Here is a 16,155-nt window from a genome sequence, read left to right as displayed (position 1 = left end):
CGCCGCCCGCAAGCCGCCGCCAAAGTCACACGTCGAGGTTTGCCACCGACAGGGCGTTTTCCTGGATGAACTCACGCCGCGGCTCGACGATGTCGCCCATCAGCTTGACGAAGATGTCGTCGGCCTCGTCGACCTCGCGGATCTTCACCTGCAGGAGCGAGCGGTTCTCGCGGTCGAGCGTCGTCTCCCAGAGCTGGTCCGGGTTCATCTCGCCGAGGCCCTTGTAGCGCTGCAGCTGGATGCCCTTGCGGCCGGCGGCCATGACGGCGTCGAAGAGGCCCACGGGCCCGTCGATCGCCTTCTCGTCGCCGCGGCGCACGAAGGTGGCGGGCTTGGCATAGACGTCCTGCAGGCTCGCGGCGCGCTCGTCGAGCTTGCGCGCCTCGGAGGAGGCGAGGAGCGCCGCGTCGAGGCTCACCGCCTGGCGCACGCCGCGCACGGTGCGGGCGAAGACGAAGCCGCCGGCTTCCGCCCGGCCTTCCCAGCCGCGCTCGGTCTCCTCGGCGATGGCGTCGAGGCGCCGGGCGATGTAGCTCGCCGCCGCTTCGGCCTCCGCCGGCTCCTCCGCCACCTGCGGGCGTAGCGCCCCGGCGATCGCGGCCTGCTCGACCACGGTGCGGTTGTAGCGCGTGTGCAGGCTGCCCAGCATCTGGCGCACGAAGCGCGCCTCCTCGATGAGGGAGCGCAGGTCGGCGCCGGCGCGTTCCTCGCCGTTGCCGAGCCGCAGGAGAGAGCCCTCGAGGCCGCCGTCGATGAGATAGTCCTCGAGCGCCCGCTCGTCCTTCAGGTACTGCTGCGACTTGCCGCGCGTGACCTTGTAGAGCGGCGGCTGGGCGATGTAGAGGTGCCCGCGCTCGATCAGCTCCGGCATCTGGCGGAAGAAGAAGGTGAGCAGCAGCGTGCGGATGTGGGAGCCGTCCACGTCCGCGTCCGTCATGATGATGATCTTGTGGTAGCGCAGCTTGTCGGGCGCGAATTCCTCGCGGCCGATGCCGGTGCCGAGGGCGGTGATCAGCGTGCCGATCTCCTGGCTCGACAGCATCTTGTCGAAGCGCGCGCGCTCGACGTTGAGGATCTTGCCCCTCAGCGGCAGCACGGCCTGATATTCGCGCGCGCGGCCCTGCTTGGCGGAGCCGCCGGCCGAATCGCCCTCCACGATGAAGAGCTCGGCCTTGGCCGGGTCGCGCTCCTGACAGTCGGCGAGCTTGCCGGGCAGGGAGGCGATGTCGAGCGCGCCCTTGCGCCGCGTCAGCTCGCGCGCCTTGCGCGCCGCCTCGCGGGCGGCGGCGGCCTCGACGACCTTGCTCACCACCGTCCTGCCGTCGGAGGGGTTCTCCTCGAGCCAGGTCGACAGGGCCTCGTTCATGATGCCCTCGACCACGGGGCGCACCTCCGAGGAGACGAGCTTGTCCTTGGTCTGGGAGGAGAACTTCGGATCGGGCACCTTCACCGAGATGATGGCGGTGAGGCCTTCGCGGCAGTCGTCGCCGGTGAGCGAGACCTTCTCCTTCTTGGTGAGGCCGCTCGTCTCGGCATAGCCCGTGATCTGGCGCGTCAGCGCGGCGCGGAAACCGGCCAGATGCGTGCCGCCGTCGCGCTGGGGGATGTTGTTGGTGAAGGCGAGCACCGTCTCGTGGTAGCTGTCGTTCCACCACAGGGCGATCTCGGCGCCGATGCCGTCGCGCTCGCCGCGCAGCACCACCGGCTTGGTGATGAGCGGGCTCTTGGTACGGTCGAGGTAGCGCACGAAGGCCTCGACGCCGCCCTCGTAGCACAGCTCCTCGCGCTTGCGCTCGGCGTGGCGGTTGTCGGTGAGGACGATGCGCACGCCCGAATTCAGGAAGGCGAGCTCGCGCAGCCGGTGCTCCAGCGTCGCATAGTCGAATTCGGTGATGGAGAAGGTCTGAGGGCTCGGCAGGAAGGTCACCTCCGTGCCGCGCTTGTCGCCCGCCTCGCCGACGACCGTGAGCGGGGCCACGGCGTCGCCGTGGTGGAATTCGACGAAATGCTCCTTGCCGCTGCGCCAGATGCGCAGCTTCAGCCAGCTCGACAGCGCGTTGACGACGGAGACGCCGACGCCGTGCAGGCCGCCCGAGACCTTGTAGGAGTTCTGGTCGAACTTACCGCCGGCGTGCAGCTGGGTCATGATGACCTCGGCCGCCGAGATGCCCTCCTCGGCGTGCAGGTCCGTCGGGATGCCGCGGCCGTTGTCGGTCACCGTGCAGGAGCCGTCGGCGTTGAGCGTCACCGTTACCTCGGTGGCATGGCCGGCGAGCGCTTCGTCGATGGCGTTGTCGACGACCTCGTAGACCATGTGGTGCAGGCCCGAGCCGTCGTCGGTGTCGCCGATATACATGCCCGGGCGCTTGCGCACCGCATCGAGCCCCTTGAGCACCTTGATGGAATCGGCGCCGTAGGAGTCGGGGTTGAGGTCGCGGGCGGGTTCGGCCATGGGGCGATAATCCTGTCAATGATCCTGAGCCGCACGCGAGGCGTGCGATAGGCTTGATTCGACTGTTAAATTTAGTGTCTCAACCGGGCGATTGCACGTGTTGCGGCCGCTTTCGCGGCCTCATTTGCAGCCTTGCCCTGGCTCCGATGCGTCCCGTCAACGGCTCGCCACCGCAACGGCCGCGCCCGCCATCACCGTCCCGGTGGCGCGGTTGACGAGGCGCACCGCCTGAGCGCTCGTGAAGAGGCGGCGCGCGCGGGCGGCAAGGACGATATAGGCCGAGAAGACCGCGGCGAGAATACTCAGCGTCACGACGACGAGCTCGACATAGCCCACGGCGTCGAGACGGGCGAGGTCGACGATGTTCGGTACGAGCGCGAGATAGAACACGATGACCTTGGGGTTGCCGAGGGTGACGGCGAGCCCGGCGAAGAACAGCTTCACCGGGTGCTCGCGCCGGCGGTCCGCCTCGATCTCGCGCGCTTCGGCCGGGGCGCTCCACAGTTTCCAGGCAAGATAGAGCAGATAGGCCGCGCCGGCGTATTTCACCACGAGGAAGACGCCGTGGAAGGTCTGGGCGAGGACGGCGAGGCCCGTCACGGCGAAGGTCAGCCACACGACGTCGCCGATGGCGAGGCCGGCCGTGAAGGCGGCCGCTCCCTGCGTGCCGCGGCCGAGCACGCGCGCGACGATCGCGGCGATGCCGGGGCCGGGCGAGGCGGCCGCCACGGTGAGCGCGCCGGCGAAGACGAGAAGGCCCGTGAGGTCGAGACCGGACATGAACAGCAGCAACTCCATGCGTCGCGGGCGGATCAGCGCTCCTCGCCGGCGACCGCCCCGTTCTTAGCAGAAATGCCCGCATCCGCGAAGTCCGGCGTCACCGGCGGGACCTTGCCTCCGGCCGCGTCCGGCGGTCGCGGCGGATGGACGATGGTGACAAGGACGAAGCTGATGATCAGCAGCAGGAACCAGGACCCCATCTTGGCAAGCGAGACGAGCTGCCAGTCCCCCTGCCCGGCATAGCGCCAGGTGTTGGTCGCCGTGCCGATGTTCTCCGCGATCCAGATGAAGAAGGACGTGAGGAAACAGGCGAGGAGCAGCGGCATCCAGCGCGGCACCGCATCGACCGTGAAATAGATGCGGCTGCGCCCGTAGATGACGAAGGCGGCGACGAAGAGGACGTAGCGGCCGTCGACGACATAATGATGGGTGAAGAAGTTGACGTAGATGAGGCCCGCCAGCAGCGCCGTCGTCCAGAAGGGCGGGTAATGCGCAAAGCGCATGTCGAACAGGCGGATGACGCGCACCATGTAGCTGCCGACGCTCGCATACATGGAGCCGGTGAAGAGCGGCACGCCGCCGATGCGCAGCACCGCCGCCTCGGGGTAGGTCCAGCTGCCGACGTGCGTCTTGAAGATCTCCATGACCGTGCCGACGACGTGGAAGAGGAAGATGATCTTGGCCTCTTCCAGCTCCTCGAGCTTCAGCAGGACGAAGGCGACCTGCACGAGGATCGCCGCAGCGAAGAGCGCGTCGTAGCGATGGACCGGCCAGTCGGGCGACCAGACGAGCTTGGTGACGATGATCAGCGCCAGCATGATGGCGCCGAAGAGCGAGGCCCAGGCCTGCTTGAAGCCGAAGACGAGGAACTCGCGCAGCGGCCACGGCAGGCGTGCGAGGAGACGGCGGGCGCGCTGGTGGGCGCCGGCGAGCCAGGGGGCGTAGCGGCCGGGATGGCCGAGCGGGGACGAGGCTCGCGTCATGCGGCGGGCGCCGCCGGTGCGAGCCGGCCCGGCGTCACGGCGAAGCGCACGGCGTCCGCGGGCAGGTCGGCGAAAAGGGCGGGGTCGGCGCCGGTCATCCAGACCTGGCTGCCGAGCGCGGCGAGCGTGCCGTAGAGCGCGGCCCGTCGGCGCGGGTCGAGATGGGCGGCGATCTCGTCGAGGAGCACGAGCGGGGCCATGCCGCTCATGGCGGCGACGAGGCGGGCATGGGCGAGCACGAGCCCGATGAGGAGGGCCTTCTGCTCGCCGGTGGAGCATTCGGCGGCCGGCGTGTCCTTCGGCCCGTGGCGCACGGTGAGGTCGCTCGCCTGCGGCCCGGCGAGCGTGCGCCCGGCCGCCCGGTCGCGCAGGCGGCCCTCGGCGAGGCGGGCGCGGTAGAGGTCCTCCACCTCGACGGCCGGCCGGTCGGCGGCCATGTCCTCGAAGTCGCCGGCGATGGCGAGATCGCCCCAGGGGAAGGGGGAGGCGTCGTCGCGCGCGGCGAGGACGAGGGCGGCAAGCCGCGTCACGGTCTCGCGCCGGGCGGCGGCGACGGCGACGGCGAGCTCGGCGAGCTCGGTCTCGATGGCGTCGAGCCAGGCTGTGTTGCGGGGATGCTCCTCGAGCACCCGGTTGCGGCTGCGCAGGGCGCGCTCGAAGGCATTGACGCGCGTGCCGTGGGTGGGGTCGACGGCGAGGACGAGCCGGTCGAGAAAGCGCCGCCGGTCGCCGGGGGTGCCGGTGAAGAGGCCGTCGAGCGCCGGCGTCAGCCAGACGACGCGCACATACTCGGCGAAGGCGGCCGGGGAGCCCGCCGTCTCGCCGTCGATGCGGCAGCGGCGCGCGAGGCCGCCGTCCGGCGCGCGCTCCGTTCCCGTGCCCAGCCGGACGCCGCCCCAGCGGGTGTCGAGCGTGACGGAGACGGAGAAGATGCCGGGCCCGTCGTGCGCCGCCATGGCGGCGAGGTCGGCACGCCGCAGGCCGCGGCCCGCCGTGAACAGCGACAGCGCCTCGAGCACGTTGGTCTTGCCGGCGCCGTTCTCGCCGACGAGGGCGACGAGCGGCGCATCGACGTCGACGTCGAGGGCGCGATAGCTGCGGAAGTCGCGCAGGCCGAGGCGCGTCACGCGGCAGGGCCCGGCCGCGCCTGTCGGCGGCAATGCAGCGGATGGCGGTTGCTCGGTCATCGCCTCGTCACGCAGCGGCGCGGCACCGCCGCCGCGCCTCGTGCCGCAGACCGGCGAGGCGTGCGCGCCGTCCCGTCCGGATGCTTACACCCGCATCGGCATCAGGACGTAGAGGGCGCTCGCGCCCTCGCGGTCCTGGATCAGCGTCGGCGAACCGGGGTCGGCGAGCTTGAACAGCGCGGTGTCGCCGTCGAGCTGGGCCGTGATGTCGAGGAGATAGCGGGCGTTGAAGCCGATATCGAGCGCATCGGCCTCGTAATCGACCTCGATCTCTTCCGTCGCGCTGCCCGAATCGGGGTTGGTGACCGAGAGCGTCAGCCGGCCGTCGGCGAGAGCGAGCTTCACGGCCCGGCCGCGCTCGGAGGAGATGGTCGAGACACGGTCGACAGCGGCGGCGAAGCTCACGCGCTCGACGACGAGCTGCTTGTCGTTGCCGGCCGGGATCACCCGCTGATAATCGGGGAAGGTGCCGTCGATGAGCTTGGAGGTGAGGACGACTGAGCCGATCGACAGGCGGATCTTGCTCGGCGACAGCTCGACGCTTGCCTGCGCCTCGGCGTCCTCCAGCAGCTTCTGCACCTCGGCCACGGCCTTGCGCGGCACGATGACGCCGGGCATGCCGGCCGAGCCCTCGGGCGCCGCGGTCTCGACGCGAGCCAGGCGGTGCCCGTCGGTGGCCACGGCGCGCAGCACCGGCACGCCGTTGCTCTCGATGGTGTGGAGATAGATGCCGTTGAGGTAGTAGCGCGTCTCCTCGGTCGAGATCGCGAACTGCGTCTTGTCGATGAGGCGCTTCAGCTCACCCGCCGGCAGGGTGAAGCGGTGCGGCATCTCGCCGGCCGCGATGTCGGGGAAGTCGCTCTCGGGCAGGGCCTGCAGCGTGAAGCGCGAGCGGCCCGAGCGGATCAGCATCTGGCTCGTGTCGCCGCCCGTCTCGAGCGAGACCTGGGAGCCGTCGGGCAGCTTGCGCACGATGTCGTAGAGCACGTGCGCGGGCACGGTGGTCGCGCCCGCCATCTCCACATCGGCGGCGAGCGCCTCGGTGACTTCGAGATCGAGGTCCGTCGCCTTGAGATGCAGCATGCCGCTCTCGGCGCGCAGCAGCACGTTCGACAGGATCGGAATGGTGTTGCGCCGCTCGACGACGCGATGCACATGCCCGAGCGACTTAAGGAGCGCCGCCCGCTCGACCGTGACCTTCATGACCGCCCGTTTCCCTTTGGCGCCCGAAGGCGCATGAGGCTCGCTTGCCCGGCTGGCTGGTAGCCCACCGGGGCACGCACAATGCCGTCTTGTCGGCCCTTGTGCAAGGGCGGCAACGGGTGTGTCAACAGTGGCGGGCGCGGCAGCTCGGGCTGCGGCCGCTCACTCCTGCAGCATGCGCTTGAGGAGCTCGACCTCCTCGTTCAGCGCCGGGTCGTCACCCACCGCCTTCTCGATCTTGCGCACGGCATGCAGCACGGTGGTGTGGTCGCGCCCGCCGAAGCGCCGGCCGATCTCGGGCAGCGAGCGCAGGGTCAGCACCTTGGAGAGATACATGGCGATCTGCCGCGGCTTGACGACGGCCGCCGTGCGGCGCTCGGACAGGAGGTCGGCGCGCGAGACGTTGTAGCGTCCGGCGACGAGCTTCTGGATGTCCTCGATCTTGACGCGCTTGGGATCACGGGTGCGCACCAGGTCGCGCACGGCCGCCTCGGCGGTCTCGACAGTGAGAGGCGAGCCGGTCAGCGTCGCATGGGCGAGCAGGCGGTTCACGGCCCCGTCGAGGTCGCGCCCGTTGGTGGCGATGACGCGCGCCACATAGGCGACGACGGCCTCGGGCACTTCGAAGGCGGGATGCAGGGCCTGCACCGCGGCGATGCGCGTCGACAGGATGCGGGAGCGCAGCTCCTCGTCGAGCGGGCACATCTCGACGACGAGGCCGCCGGCGAGGCGCGAGCGCACGCGCTCGTCGAGGGCCTCGAGGTCGGACGGCGGACGGTCCGCCGCCACGACGATCTGCCGCCCGGCATCGAGCAGGGCATTGATGGTGTGGCCGAATTCCTGCTGGATCGACTTGCCCTGGAGGAACTGAACGTCGTCGATGACGAGCATGTCGATGCCGCGCAGGCGCTCCTTGAAGGCAAGGGCCGTCTGGGCCTTCAGCGAGGCGACGAAGCCGTACATGAAACGGTCGGCCGTCAGATAGATGACGCGCTTGCCGCGGCCCTGCGCCTCGTGGGCGATGGCCTGCATGAGATGCGTCTTGCCGAGGCCGACGCCGGCATGGAGATAGAGCGGGTTGTAGAGCGGCGCGCCGCCTTCATGGCGGGCGATGCGGTCGGCGGCGGCATGGGCGAGGGCGTTCGAGCGGCCGACGATGAAGGTGGAGAAGGTGAGGCGCGGGTCGAGCGCATTGGCGGCGCTGTCGTCGGCAAGCTCCGGGGCCGCGGCCTTCTCGCTCGTGCTCTCGCGCGCCTCGTCGGCGACGCGAGGACGCGCCACGACAGGGGCGGCAGCGCGCGCGGGGGCGGCGGCCGGCTCGCTCGGGCGGGCGGCCATGGGCATTTCGCGCGTCACCGCGCCGCGGACGAAGAAGGCGACGCGGCTGACGGCCGCATGCTCGGCCTTGAAGACCGCCAGGACGCGATCGGCGTAGTGCGACTCGATCCAGCTCTTGAGGAAGCGGGTCGGCACGGACAGGCGGGCGGTGCCGGCCGCAAGGCCGTCGCATTCCAGCCGACCGAACCAGCTCGAGAACACGTCTTCGCCGAGCTCGGCCCGCAGCCGGCGGCGCACGCGCCCCCAGGCGTCCGACAGGTCCTCGCTGCCGCCGGCGGCGCCGCGAGCGTCATCGATATCGGGCACGGGGCCGTGCGGGACAGCCGCGCCCTTGGCCTCGATCACGCTCTCTTCGCCTTTGTACATCGCCCCAGCTCCTCGTTCTTCTTGTTTGGTGCCGAAGACGCCCCTTGCGATGCAGGCCACCCTGCAGCGCCGCTGGACGCATTCCGCTACCGACGATTGAGTTTCGCAAAAAGAACCCCGCCTGCCGCCGCCATTTTCGGGCAACGGCATCCTGGCGCTCTTGCTGCAATCGAATTCGGACCAGCTATGTCGGAAAAGTTGTTATTGGTTCGTTCTTATGCCGCTCGCCTGATCCTTCGCCTGTATGGACAGGCTTTTCCGCAATCCGGGAGGAATAGTCAATGGGTTCGAGCTGAAGCAACTGCGTAGCGCGACGCTTTGTCTTCGAGACAACACGAACCCCTCCCCCGAAATGAGGTTTAATGCTTTTGACTTGCTATTGAGAACCTCGGCCGTGGTGGCGAGGTGGGATGACCCTACGCCAAGGGCCGGCCCGACGCAACACGACTATGGGTTGTGTCGCCCTCGCAGAGCGCGCAAACCGCTCCGCGGCCTCTCGCAAGGTTGTGGCAATTACGTGCAACTCCTTGTGGATCCAGCGAGTTTAAAAGCGTGGCCGGAAACCGAGAAGCCGTTTCAAGGCATTGTTTCCGTCTGCAGAAGGGGGCCTGCAGGGGGCTTCCAACGGGGGGGATTCGGGTCGTGCCGAGCCCTTTGCCCCCTAAAGTTTTGTCAGCACGGCATTTTGTCTGCGCGGTCATGGCGGCGCGACTGTCGCCGCGCCACCCCGACAGAACGCTGCTTTGTCAAGCCGCCCGGCGCCGGAAATCGCGCCCGCGATGCTGCCGTCGCCGCGCGTTGCCGAACGGCCCGGCGGGCGCCCGGTTCGCGCGAGAACGGCCGCTTCTGCCGCCGGCAAAAAGAAAGAGCCCGGCCGAAGCCAGGCTCTTTCGGACCCTGTAGGAGACGCGTTCGGCGGCAAGATGCCGCCAGCGCGGCCTCAGGCCTGCAGCGCCTTGATGCGGTGCGTCAGGCGCGCGACCTTGCGCGAGGCGGTGTTCTTGTGCAGCACGCCCTTCTGGGCGGCGCGCATCAGCTCCGGCTGGGCGCTCTGCAGGGCGTCGAGCGCGGCCTGCTGGTTGCCCGTCGCGATCGCTTCCTCGACCTTGCGGATGAAGGTGCGCATGCGGCTGCGGCGCGCCTTGTTCACGGCGGTGCGGCGGGCGATCTTGCGCGTCGCCTTCTTGGCCGACGGGGTGTTCGCCATGGTGATCCTCGTATCGTCCCGATCTGGCCGCGCGGCAAAGGGCCGGGCGATCGGGATCGGTGGTGGCGGTTGAACGGAAATGACAGCGATCAAGCCGCTGCCCATGAGCGCGGGCTTATAGTCTCTCGCAGCCCGAGCGTCAACGGCCTGTCGCATTCGGCGACCGGGAATCGTCGGCGGCGTGTCAGGGCACGAGGCCCCGCAGCCACTGGCCGAGCGGATTGGCGCCGTCGAGAAGGAGGCGCAGCGCCATCAGGCAGCAGACGGCGACGATGAGCGGGCGGATGAGCCGGGCGCCGTGGCGCAGGGCCAGGCCGGCACCGAGGCGGGCGCCGACGAGCTGGCCCGCCGCCATGGCGAGGCCGAGCGGCCACAAGACGGCCCCGGTCGCGGCGAAGAGGACGAGCCCGCCGAGATTGCTGGCGAAATTGAGCAGCTTGGTATGGGCCGTCGCCCGCACCACGCCGAAGCCGAGCAGCGTGACGAAGCCGAGCATGTAGAAGGAGCCGGCGCCGGGGCCGAGCAGCCCGTCGTAGAAGCCGACGGGGGCCACGATGGCGAGGGTGAAGGCCAGGCGGCCGATGCGGGCGCGCGCATCCTCGTCGCGCACCTTGCGGGAAAAAGCGAAATAGACGGCGATGGCGATGAGGAGGATCGGCATTGCGGCGGCGACGAGCGCGACCGGCAGCACCTTGACGGCGAGAGCCCCGATGACCGCCGCGATACCCGCGACGACGGCGAGCGGCGCGGCCCCGCGCCAGTCGATCATCCCGGCGCGGGCGAAGCGATGGGTGGCGACCGCCACCCCGAAGGTGCCCTGCAGCTTGTTGGTGGCGACGGCGGTGACGGGGTCGAGCCCGGCCAGCATCAGGGCCGGCACCGTGATCATGCCGCCGCCGCCGGCGATGGCGTCGACGAATCCGGCGACGACCGCCACGAGCGCGAGCAGGGCGACGATGTCGAGTTCGAGACCGGCCATGGATGACCGGCCTCCCCGCCGGATGAGAATCGCGCGACTCCCGCAGACGCGCGCCCTCTATAAAGGCCGGTCAGCGGTTCTTGAAGTCCGCCTTGCGCTTGTCCACGAAGGCGGCCATGCCTTCCTTCTGGTCGGCGGTGGCGAACATGGCGTGGAAGAGGCGGCGCTCGAAGCGGATGCCCTCGGCGAGCGTCGTCTCGTAGGCGCGGTTGACGCTCTCCTTCGTCATCATGACGATGGGCAGCGACATGTCGGCGATGGTCGCGGCCGTCTTCAGCGCGTCATCCAGAAGTTCCGCCGCCGGAACGATGCGCGCCACGAGGCCGGAACGTTCCGCCTCCTCGGCGCCCATCATGCGGCCGGTGAGGCAGAGCTCCATCGCCTTCGCCTTGCCGATGATGCGCGTCATGCGCTGGGTGCCGCCGGCGCCCGGCATGACGCCCAGCTTGATCTCCGGCTGCCCGAACTTCGCCGTGTCGGCGGCGATGATGATGTCGCACATCATGGCGAGCTCGCAGCCCCCGCCGAGAGCGAAGCCGGCCACGGCGGCGATGATCGGCTTGCGCCGGCCGGCCACGCGATCCCAGCTCGTGATGAAATCCTCGAGGTAGGTCTCGGGATAGGAGAGGTTCTGCATCTCCTTGATGTCGGCGCCGGCCGCGAAGGCCTTCTCGGAGCCGGTGATGACGATCGCGCCGATGCCCGCATCCTTCTCGAAGCCGTCGAGCGCCGTGTTGAGCTCGCTGATGAGCTGGGAGTTGAGGGCGTTGAGGGCCTGCGGACGGTTGAGCGTGACGAGGCCGACCTTGCCGCGCGTCTCCACGAGGATGGTTTCATAGGCCATGGGCGAAGTCCTCCGATGGGGTTGCTGAAGGGCTACCCGAAGGCGGATGGCCGCGTCCATACGCATTCGCGCAAAGCCGCCACCGCCTTCTCATGCGCTCACCTCTGGCACTGGCTGCACCAGAAGGTGGAGCGGCCGGACTGGACGAGCCGCGCGACGGTGCCGCGGCAGCCGGGGGTCGGGCAGGGCGCATGCTCGCGGTCGTAGACGCGGAAGGCGTGCTGGAAATAGCCGAGCGAGCCGTCGGTCTTCATGTAGTCGCGCAGGGTCGAGCCGCCGGCGGCGACGGCCTCGGTCAATACGTCGCGGATCGCCGTCGCCAGCCGCTCGGCCGCCGCGGCCGGTCGGCCGGCCTTCGTCGCCAGCGTGCCGGCGGCGCGCAGGGGTGACAGGCCGGCCCGGTGCAGCGCCTCGCACACATATATATTGCCGAGCCCGGCGATGAGGCGCTGGTCCATGAGCGCCGCCTTGAGCGGCGTTTTCCTGCCGGCGAAGAGGCGGGCGACGAGCGCGCCGTCGAGGGAATTGCCCAGCGGCTCGACCCCCAGGTGGCGGAAGAGGGGATGGGCATCGAGTTCGCCGCGGGGGACGAGCGTCATGAAGCCGAAGCGGCGGGCATCGTTGTAAGTGATGCGGGCGCCATTGGAGAGCCGGAACACGACATGGTCGTGGGCGGCGTTGTGGCCGGCCTCCTGGTAGAAGTCGCCCGGCTCGCGCAGCGCCCCGCCCGCCTCCTCGACGATGAAGCGGCCCGTCATGCCGAGATGCATGACGAGGATGTCGCCGCCGGAGAGATCCGCCATCAGATATTTGGCGCGCCGGCCAAGCGCGACGACCTCGCGGCCCTGCAGCCGCTCGGCGAAACGCTCCGGGAAGGGGAAGCGCAGGTCCGGCCGGCGCTGGTCGACGGCCGTGATGCCGGCGCCGACCATCGCCGGCTCGAGGCCCCGCCTTACCGTCTCGACCTCGGGCAGTTCGGGCATCGCGTCTCAAGCTCCCACCCACCAGGCGCCGCCTGATGCGGCGGCGCCGTTGTGCCGTGTCCGCCGCCTCCTGTCCATGGCCGCGACCCTCCCGTCCCGGGCATGGCCGCCCCGATGCCGCGGCCATTGACGCGGACGGTCCCGCCGCGCTCCCATGGCCGGCAAGGACAAGACGGTAAAACACGACATCGGAGGGAACCCATGGACCGCATTCTTCTCGTCACCGGCGGCAGCCGCGGCATCGGCGCGGCGACCTGCCGGCTCGCCGCCGCCGAGGGCTATCACGTCGCCGTCAACTATGTCAGCGACGCCGCCGCGGCCGAGGCGCTCGTCGCCGAATGCCGCGCCAAGGGCGTGCGCGCCGAAGCCTTCAAGGCGGACATGGGCAAGGAGGAGGACATCCGCCGCCTCTTCGCCGAGGTCGACGAGCGGCTCGGGCGGCTCACCCATTTCGTCAACAATGCCGGCATCACCGGCCAGGTCAGCCGCCTCGATGCCGCGTCGAGCGAGGTCATCCGCGCCTGCATCGACCTCAACGTGACCGGGGCCATCTTCGCGGCGCAGGAGGCGATCCGCCGCCTGTCGCCCAAGCACGGCGGGCATGGCGGGGCCATCGTCAACGTCTCCTCGGCCGCCTCGCTGCTCGGCGGGCCGAACGAATATGTCTGGTACGCGGCCTCCAAGGGAGCCATCGATGCCCTGACCATCGGCCTGTCGAAGGAGCTGGCGGGCGAGAACATCCGCGTCAACGCCGTGCAGCCCGGCCTCATCGAGACCGACATCCACGCCAGGAGCTCCCACGCGCCCGAGCGGCTGGCGCGGCTCACGCCGCTCATCCCGATGGGCCGCACCGGCTCGGCGGAGGAGGTGGCGCGCACCATCCTCTTCCTCCTGTCGGATGCGGCCTCCTATGTCACGGGGGCCTTCGTGCGGGTGACGGGCGGGCGCTGATCAGGCCTCGACCTCGTTCCACAGCGGGTGGAGCGCCGGCGCATCCTCCTCGATGGCGGCAAAGCGCGGCAGCTCCTCGAGGAAGAAGTTGTCGGCGCGGTCGTCATTGACCTGCGAGACCTCGCCGACCAGCACCGTGCCGGTGCCCGGCGCGCCGTAGAAGCGGTGCACGAGGCCGCGCGGCACGGTGATGCTCTCGCCGGGCGCGAGCAGGACGGGCTCGCCCGCCGCGACCTCGCGGGCGATGCCGTCGCAATGGACGACGACCGGGCCTTCGCCGCGCTCGCCGTCGGCATCGCGGGCGAAGACCTCGACGGCGAGGTGCCCGCCGCCGCGCACGATGATGTCCTCCATCTTCACCTTGTGCCAGTGCCAGGGCGTCTCCTGCCCCTCGCGCACCACCATCAGCTTCTCGGCATAGGGCACCTCGCCCGGCGCCTCCGCGATGCCGTTGCGCAGGCAGAACAGGATGAGCCCGCGGCGCATGAAGTCGCCGGAGCCGAAATCGGTGATGTCCCAGCCCATCTGCCGCTCGGCGCAGTAGCGGGCCACGGCCGGATGGGCGCGCCACGCGTCCGGCGACCAGGCGGCCCACGGCGGCAGCGCGAAACGGTGCGCGGCGAAAAAGGCCTCGGCGTCGCGCATCAGCGCATTGATCTTCGATCGGCGCATTCATCCTCCTCGTCAGGTGGCGCATCCCCGCGCGGGGGCGGGGATGCGCGTCGGGCTCAGTTCAGGGAGGCGATGATCTCGCGATAGGCGGCCTCGGGGAAGGCCTTCAGCGTGCGCGTGCGGACATTGCCGAACTGGCCCACCTGCAGGGCGAAGCGTGCCGCGACCGCGTCGTCAGGTGCCTCGATGACGAGTACGATGTCGAAATCGCCCATGCACAGGTAGAAGGCCTGCATGCTGCCGGACATGTCGGCCAGGATCTTCTTGACCGCGTCGAGCCGGCTCGGCGATTCCTTGATGTTGCGAATGCCCTGATCCGTCCAGTTGGCGAGCACGATATAGGTCGTCATGGCGCTCCTCCCGGCGGCTCTCGGCCGCCGCGGCGCTCATTCCGGCCAGTCCGTCCCGTGCCGGATCGTGCCCCGCCGAGCGCCGCGGAAGGGGGCGCGGGACGCGGGACGGAAGCCGCGAGTGTGAACCTCGCGGCAAGGCTGGGCAAGCCTTCGGGCGGGGGATAGGAGGCGGGGCCCGCGCTGGCGATCGCCCGTCTCGCCGCCATGCGCGAAAGGCGGTTCCCACGTCCGCCAAAGCCGCTTAGAAGCATCGCAAACCATGGACGAGCGGCCGAGGGCCGGAGGAGAGAAGCGATGAGGCCATCCAAGCGTGCGCCGGACGAATTGCGCAAGGTTTCGCTGGAGCGGGCGGTGGCGCGCTATGCCGAGGGCTCCTGTCTCGTGAAGTTCGGCGACACGCACGTCCTGTGCACCGCCTCCCTCGAGGAGCGGGGGCCGCCGTGGCTGCGCGGCACGGGCCGCGGCTGGGTGACGGCCGAATATTCGATGCTGCCGCGCGCCACGCTGGAGCGCACGCGCCGCGAGGTGACGAGCGGCCGCCCCTCCGGCCGCACGCACGAGATCCAGCGCCTCATCGGCCGCTCGCTGCGCGCCGTGGTCGATCTTTCCGCCATCGGCGAGCGGCAGATCGTCGTCGACTGCGACGTGCTGCAGGCGGACGGCGGCACGCGCACGGCCGCCATCACCGGCGCCTGGGTGGCCCTGCACGATTGCCTCGCCTGGATGAAGGCGCGCTCCATGGTGCAGGGCGAGGCCCTGAAGGACCATGTCGCCGCCGTCTCCTGCGGCATCCATGCCGGGACGCCGGTGCTGGACCTCGACTATGCCGAGGATTCGTCCGCCGAGACCGATGCCAATTTCGTCATCACCGGCACGGGCGGGCTCGTCGAGGTGCAGGGCACGGCGGAGGGCAAGCCCTTCTCGGTGGAGGAGCTGATGGCCCTCATCGAGCTTGCGCGGGCGGGCACGGCCAAGCTCGTCGACCTGCAGAAGATGGCCGTGATGTGAGCGGGGGCGGGACCATGGCGCGCAGGCTCGAAGGCAGGATCGTCATCGCCACGCATAATGCGGGCAAGCTCAGGGAGATGCAGGAGCTCATGGCGCCCTTCGGCGTCTCGGCGGTCTCGGCGGGCGACCTTAACCTGCCCGAGCCGGAGGAGACCGGCATGACCTTTGCCGAGAACGCGGCGCTCAAGGCGCATGCGGCAGCGAAGGCGGCGGACCTGCCGGCGCTCGCCGACGATTCCGGCATCTGCGTTGCCGCGCTCGACGGCGCGCCGGGCATCTTCTCCGCCCGCTGGGCCGGGCCGGGCAAGGATTTCGCCCATGCCATGCGGCGGGTGGAGGAGGAGCTCGCCCGCCGCGGGGCGACGAGCGCCGAGGAGCGGCGGGCGCATTTCGTCTCCGCCCTCGTCGTCGCCTGGCCGGACGGGCACGAGGAACTGTTCGAGGGCCGCGTGTTCGGCACGCTGGCGTGGCCGCCGCGCGGCGACCGGGGCTTCGGCTACGACCCGATGTTCCAGCCGGACGGGCACGAGCGTACCTTCGGCGAGATGGCGAGCGACGAGAAGCACGGCTGGGGCCACGGCGAGGGCCTGTCGCACCGGGCGCGCGCCTTCTCGAAGCTCGCGGCCGCCTGCCTTCGAAAGGACACGGGGGCTGGATAGGCCGGGCGAAACGGCGACGGTGCCTGCCGCTCCCCTACCCCGCGAAGTGGCAGGGGGTCGGGGTTGGGGCGCCGCCACCGACCGGGTTGTGGGGCATTCGCGATGGAGGCGCCCTCCACCCCTGGTCCGTTCCCGCAGCAGCGGGGGAAGGGGACTGCGGCGCGCTCCTTGTAAACGCGCGTGACTGCAT

The 16,155-nt window shown here is 70.0% G+C and carries 15 protein-coding genes; 3 read left to right on the top strand and 12 right to left on the bottom strand.

Annotated elements, in window-relative coordinates; all coding sequences use genetic code 11:
- Positions 1 to 25: 25 nt before the first annotated feature.
- The 10 genes from gyrB to mutM form a co-directional block, all read right to left on the bottom strand.
- Entirely contained in the window at positions 26 to 2,452 is a 2,427-nt protein-coding gene (gene gyrB, locus AL346_RS06790) for a DNA topoisomerase (ATP-hydrolyzing) subunit B (RefSeq protein WP_019403825.1), read from the bottom strand.
- A 156-nt stretch (positions 2,453 to 2,608) separates the two neighbouring features.
- On the bottom strand, positions 2,609 to 3,232 hold the full coding sequence (locus tag AL346_RS06785; protein ID WP_040405269.1) for a LysE family translocator: 624 nt from the start codon (positions 3,230 to 3,232) through the stop codon (positions 2,609 to 2,611).
- A 32-nt stretch (positions 3,233 to 3,264) separates the two neighbouring features.
- A complete protein-coding gene (locus AL346_RS06780) occupies positions 3,265 to 4,215 on the bottom strand; it encodes a DUF817 domain-containing protein (protein ID WP_019403827.1) in 951 nt (316 codons plus the stop codon).
- The gene (recF, locus tag AL346_RS06775) at positions 4,212 to 5,402 is read right to left on the bottom strand and encodes a DNA replication/repair protein RecF (protein WP_050996720.1); all 1,191 of its coding nucleotides are present in this window, start codon (positions 5,400 to 5,402) and stop codon (positions 4,212 to 4,214) included. Before recF ends, AL346_RS06780 begins: the two co-directional genes overlap by 4 nt.
- A gap of 84 nt (positions 5,403 to 5,486) precedes the next feature.
- A complete protein-coding gene (gene dnaN / locus AL346_RS06770; protein WP_019403829.1) occupies positions 5,487 to 6,605 on the bottom strand; it encodes a DNA polymerase III subunit beta in 1,119 nt (372 codons plus the stop codon).
- Positions 6,606 to 6,767: 162 nt separating this feature from the next.
- Positions 6,768 to 8,309, bottom strand: a complete 1,542-nt coding sequence (gene dnaA, locus AL346_RS06765) for a chromosomal replication initiator protein DnaA (protein WP_019403830.1) — start codon at positions 8,307 to 8,309, stop codon at positions 6,768 to 6,770.
- 940 nt (positions 8,310 to 9,249) lie between these two features.
- Positions 9,250 to 9,516, bottom strand: a complete 267-nt coding sequence (gene rpsT / locus AL346_RS06760; RefSeq protein WP_019403831.1) for a 30S ribosomal protein S20 — start codon at positions 9,514 to 9,516, stop codon at positions 9,250 to 9,252.
- 184 nt (positions 9,517 to 9,700) lie between these two features.
- A complete protein-coding gene (locus AL346_RS06755) occupies positions 9,701 to 10,495 on the bottom strand; it encodes a TSUP family transporter (protein ID WP_019403832.1) in 795 nt (264 codons plus the stop codon).
- A 70-nt stretch (positions 10,496 to 10,565) separates the two neighbouring features.
- The gene (locus AL346_RS06750) at positions 10,566 to 11,339 is read right to left on the bottom strand and encodes an enoyl-CoA hydratase (protein ID WP_019403833.1); all 774 of its coding nucleotides are present in this window, start codon (positions 11,337 to 11,339) and stop codon (positions 10,566 to 10,568) included.
- A 98-nt stretch (positions 11,340 to 11,437) separates the two neighbouring features.
- Positions 11,438 to 12,322, bottom strand: a complete 885-nt coding sequence (gene mutM, locus AL346_RS06745) for a bifunctional DNA-formamidopyrimidine glycosylase/DNA-(apurinic or apyrimidinic site) lyase (RefSeq protein ID WP_019403834.1) — start codon at positions 12,320 to 12,322, stop codon at positions 11,438 to 11,440.
- A gap of 201 nt (positions 12,323 to 12,523) precedes the next feature.
- Between mutM and AL346_RS06740 the strand changes: the two genes are divergently transcribed.
- Positions 12,524 to 13,273, top strand: a complete 750-nt coding sequence (locus AL346_RS06740; RefSeq protein ID WP_019403835.1) for an SDR family oxidoreductase — start codon at positions 12,524 to 12,526, stop codon at positions 13,271 to 13,273.
- Here the strand turns inward: AL346_RS06740 and AL346_RS06735 are convergent, their stop codons facing one another.
- Entirely contained in the window at positions 13,274 to 13,945 is a 672-nt protein-coding gene (locus AL346_RS06735; RefSeq protein WP_019403836.1) for a D-lyxose/D-mannose family sugar isomerase, read from the bottom strand. It lies immediately after the preceding gene.
- Between the two features lie 56 nt (positions 13,946 to 14,001).
- On the bottom strand, positions 14,002 to 14,295 hold the full coding sequence (locus tag AL346_RS06730; protein ID WP_019403837.1) for a GYD domain-containing protein: 294 nt from the start codon (positions 14,293 to 14,295) through the stop codon (positions 14,002 to 14,004).
- 297 nt (positions 14,296 to 14,592) lie between these two features.
- Between AL346_RS06730 and rph the strand changes: the two genes are divergently transcribed.
- Together rph and rdgB are read left to right on the top strand one after the other, a co-directional pair.
- The gene (gene rph / locus AL346_RS06725) at positions 14,593 to 15,306 is read left to right on the top strand and encodes a ribonuclease PH (protein WP_019403838.1); all 714 of its coding nucleotides are present in this window, start codon (positions 14,593 to 14,595) and stop codon (positions 15,304 to 15,306) included.
- A gap of 14 nt (positions 15,307 to 15,320) precedes the next feature.
- Complete coding sequence (gene rdgB, locus AL346_RS06720; protein WP_019403839.1) at positions 15,321 to 15,965, top strand: RdgB/HAM1 family non-canonical purine NTP pyrophosphatase; 645 nt, start codon at positions 15,321 to 15,323, stop codon at positions 15,963 to 15,965.
- The last annotated feature ends 190 nt before the right edge of the window (positions 15,966 to 16,155 follow it).

The sequence above is a fragment of the Chelatococcus sp. CO-6 genome, assembly GCF_001271345.1.
Classification (GTDB): domain Bacteria; phylum Pseudomonadota; class Alphaproteobacteria; order Rhizobiales; family Beijerinckiaceae; genus Chelatococcus_A; species Chelatococcus_A caeni.
The sequence above is the reverse complement of the archived record's forward strand: the minus strand, read 5'-3'. Positions and strand labels throughout refer to the sequence as shown.

What these genes read in the sequence shown, in the direction of transcription:
- gyrB (WP_019403825.1), bottom strand. Translation starts at nt 2,452, where the DNA reads ATGGCCGAACCCGCCCGCGACCTCAACCCCGACTCCTACGGCGCCGAT.
- AL346_RS06785 (WP_040405269.1), bottom strand. Translation starts at nt 3,232, where the DNA reads ATGTCCGGTCTCGACCTCACGGGCCTTCTCGTCTTCGCCGGCGCGCTC.
- AL346_RS06780 (WP_019403827.1), bottom strand. Translation starts at nt 4,215, where the DNA reads ATGACGCGAGCCTCGTCCCCGCTCGGCCATCCCGGCCGCTACGCCCCC.
- recF (WP_050996720.1), bottom strand. Translation starts at nt 5,402, where the DNA reads ATGACCGAGCAACCGCCATCCGCTGCATTGCCGCCGACAGGCGCGGCC.
- dnaN (WP_019403829.1), bottom strand. Translation starts at nt 6,605, where the DNA reads ATGAAGGTCACGGTCGAGCGGGCGGCGCTCCTTAAGTCGCTCGGGCAT.
- dnaA (WP_019403830.1), bottom strand. Translation starts at nt 8,309, where the DNA reads ATGTACAAAGGCGAAGAGAGCGTGATCGAGGCCAAGGGCGCGGCTGTC.
- rpsT (WP_019403831.1), bottom strand. Translation starts at nt 9,516, where the DNA reads ATGGCGAACACCCCGTCGGCCAAGAAGGCGACGCGCAAGATCGCCCGC.
- AL346_RS06755 (WP_019403832.1), bottom strand. Translation starts at nt 10,495, where the DNA reads ATGGCCGGTCTCGAACTCGACATCGTCGCCCTGCTCGCGCTCGTGGCG.
- AL346_RS06750 (WP_019403833.1), bottom strand. Translation starts at nt 11,339, where the DNA reads ATGGCCTATGAAACCATCCTCGTGGAGACGCGCGGCAAGGTCGGCCTC.
- mutM (WP_019403834.1), bottom strand. Translation starts at nt 12,322, where the DNA reads ATGCCCGAACTGCCCGAGGTCGAGACGGTAAGGCGGGGCCTCGAGCCG.
- AL346_RS06740 (WP_019403835.1), top strand. Translation starts at nt 12,524, where the DNA reads ATGGACCGCATTCTTCTCGTCACCGGCGGCAGCCGCGGCATCGGCGCG.
- AL346_RS06735 (WP_019403836.1), bottom strand. Translation starts at nt 13,945, where the DNA reads ATGCGCCGATCGAAGATCAATGCGCTGATGCGCGACGCCGAGGCCTTT.
- AL346_RS06730 (WP_019403837.1), bottom strand. Translation starts at nt 14,295, where the DNA reads ATGACGACCTATATCGTGCTCGCCAACTGGACGGATCAGGGCATTCGC.
- rph (WP_019403838.1), top strand. Translation starts at nt 14,593, where the DNA reads ATGAGGCCATCCAAGCGTGCGCCGGACGAATTGCGCAAGGTTTCGCTG.
- rdgB (WP_019403839.1), top strand. Translation starts at nt 15,321, where the DNA reads ATGGCGCGCAGGCTCGAAGGCAGGATCGTCATCGCCACGCATAATGCG.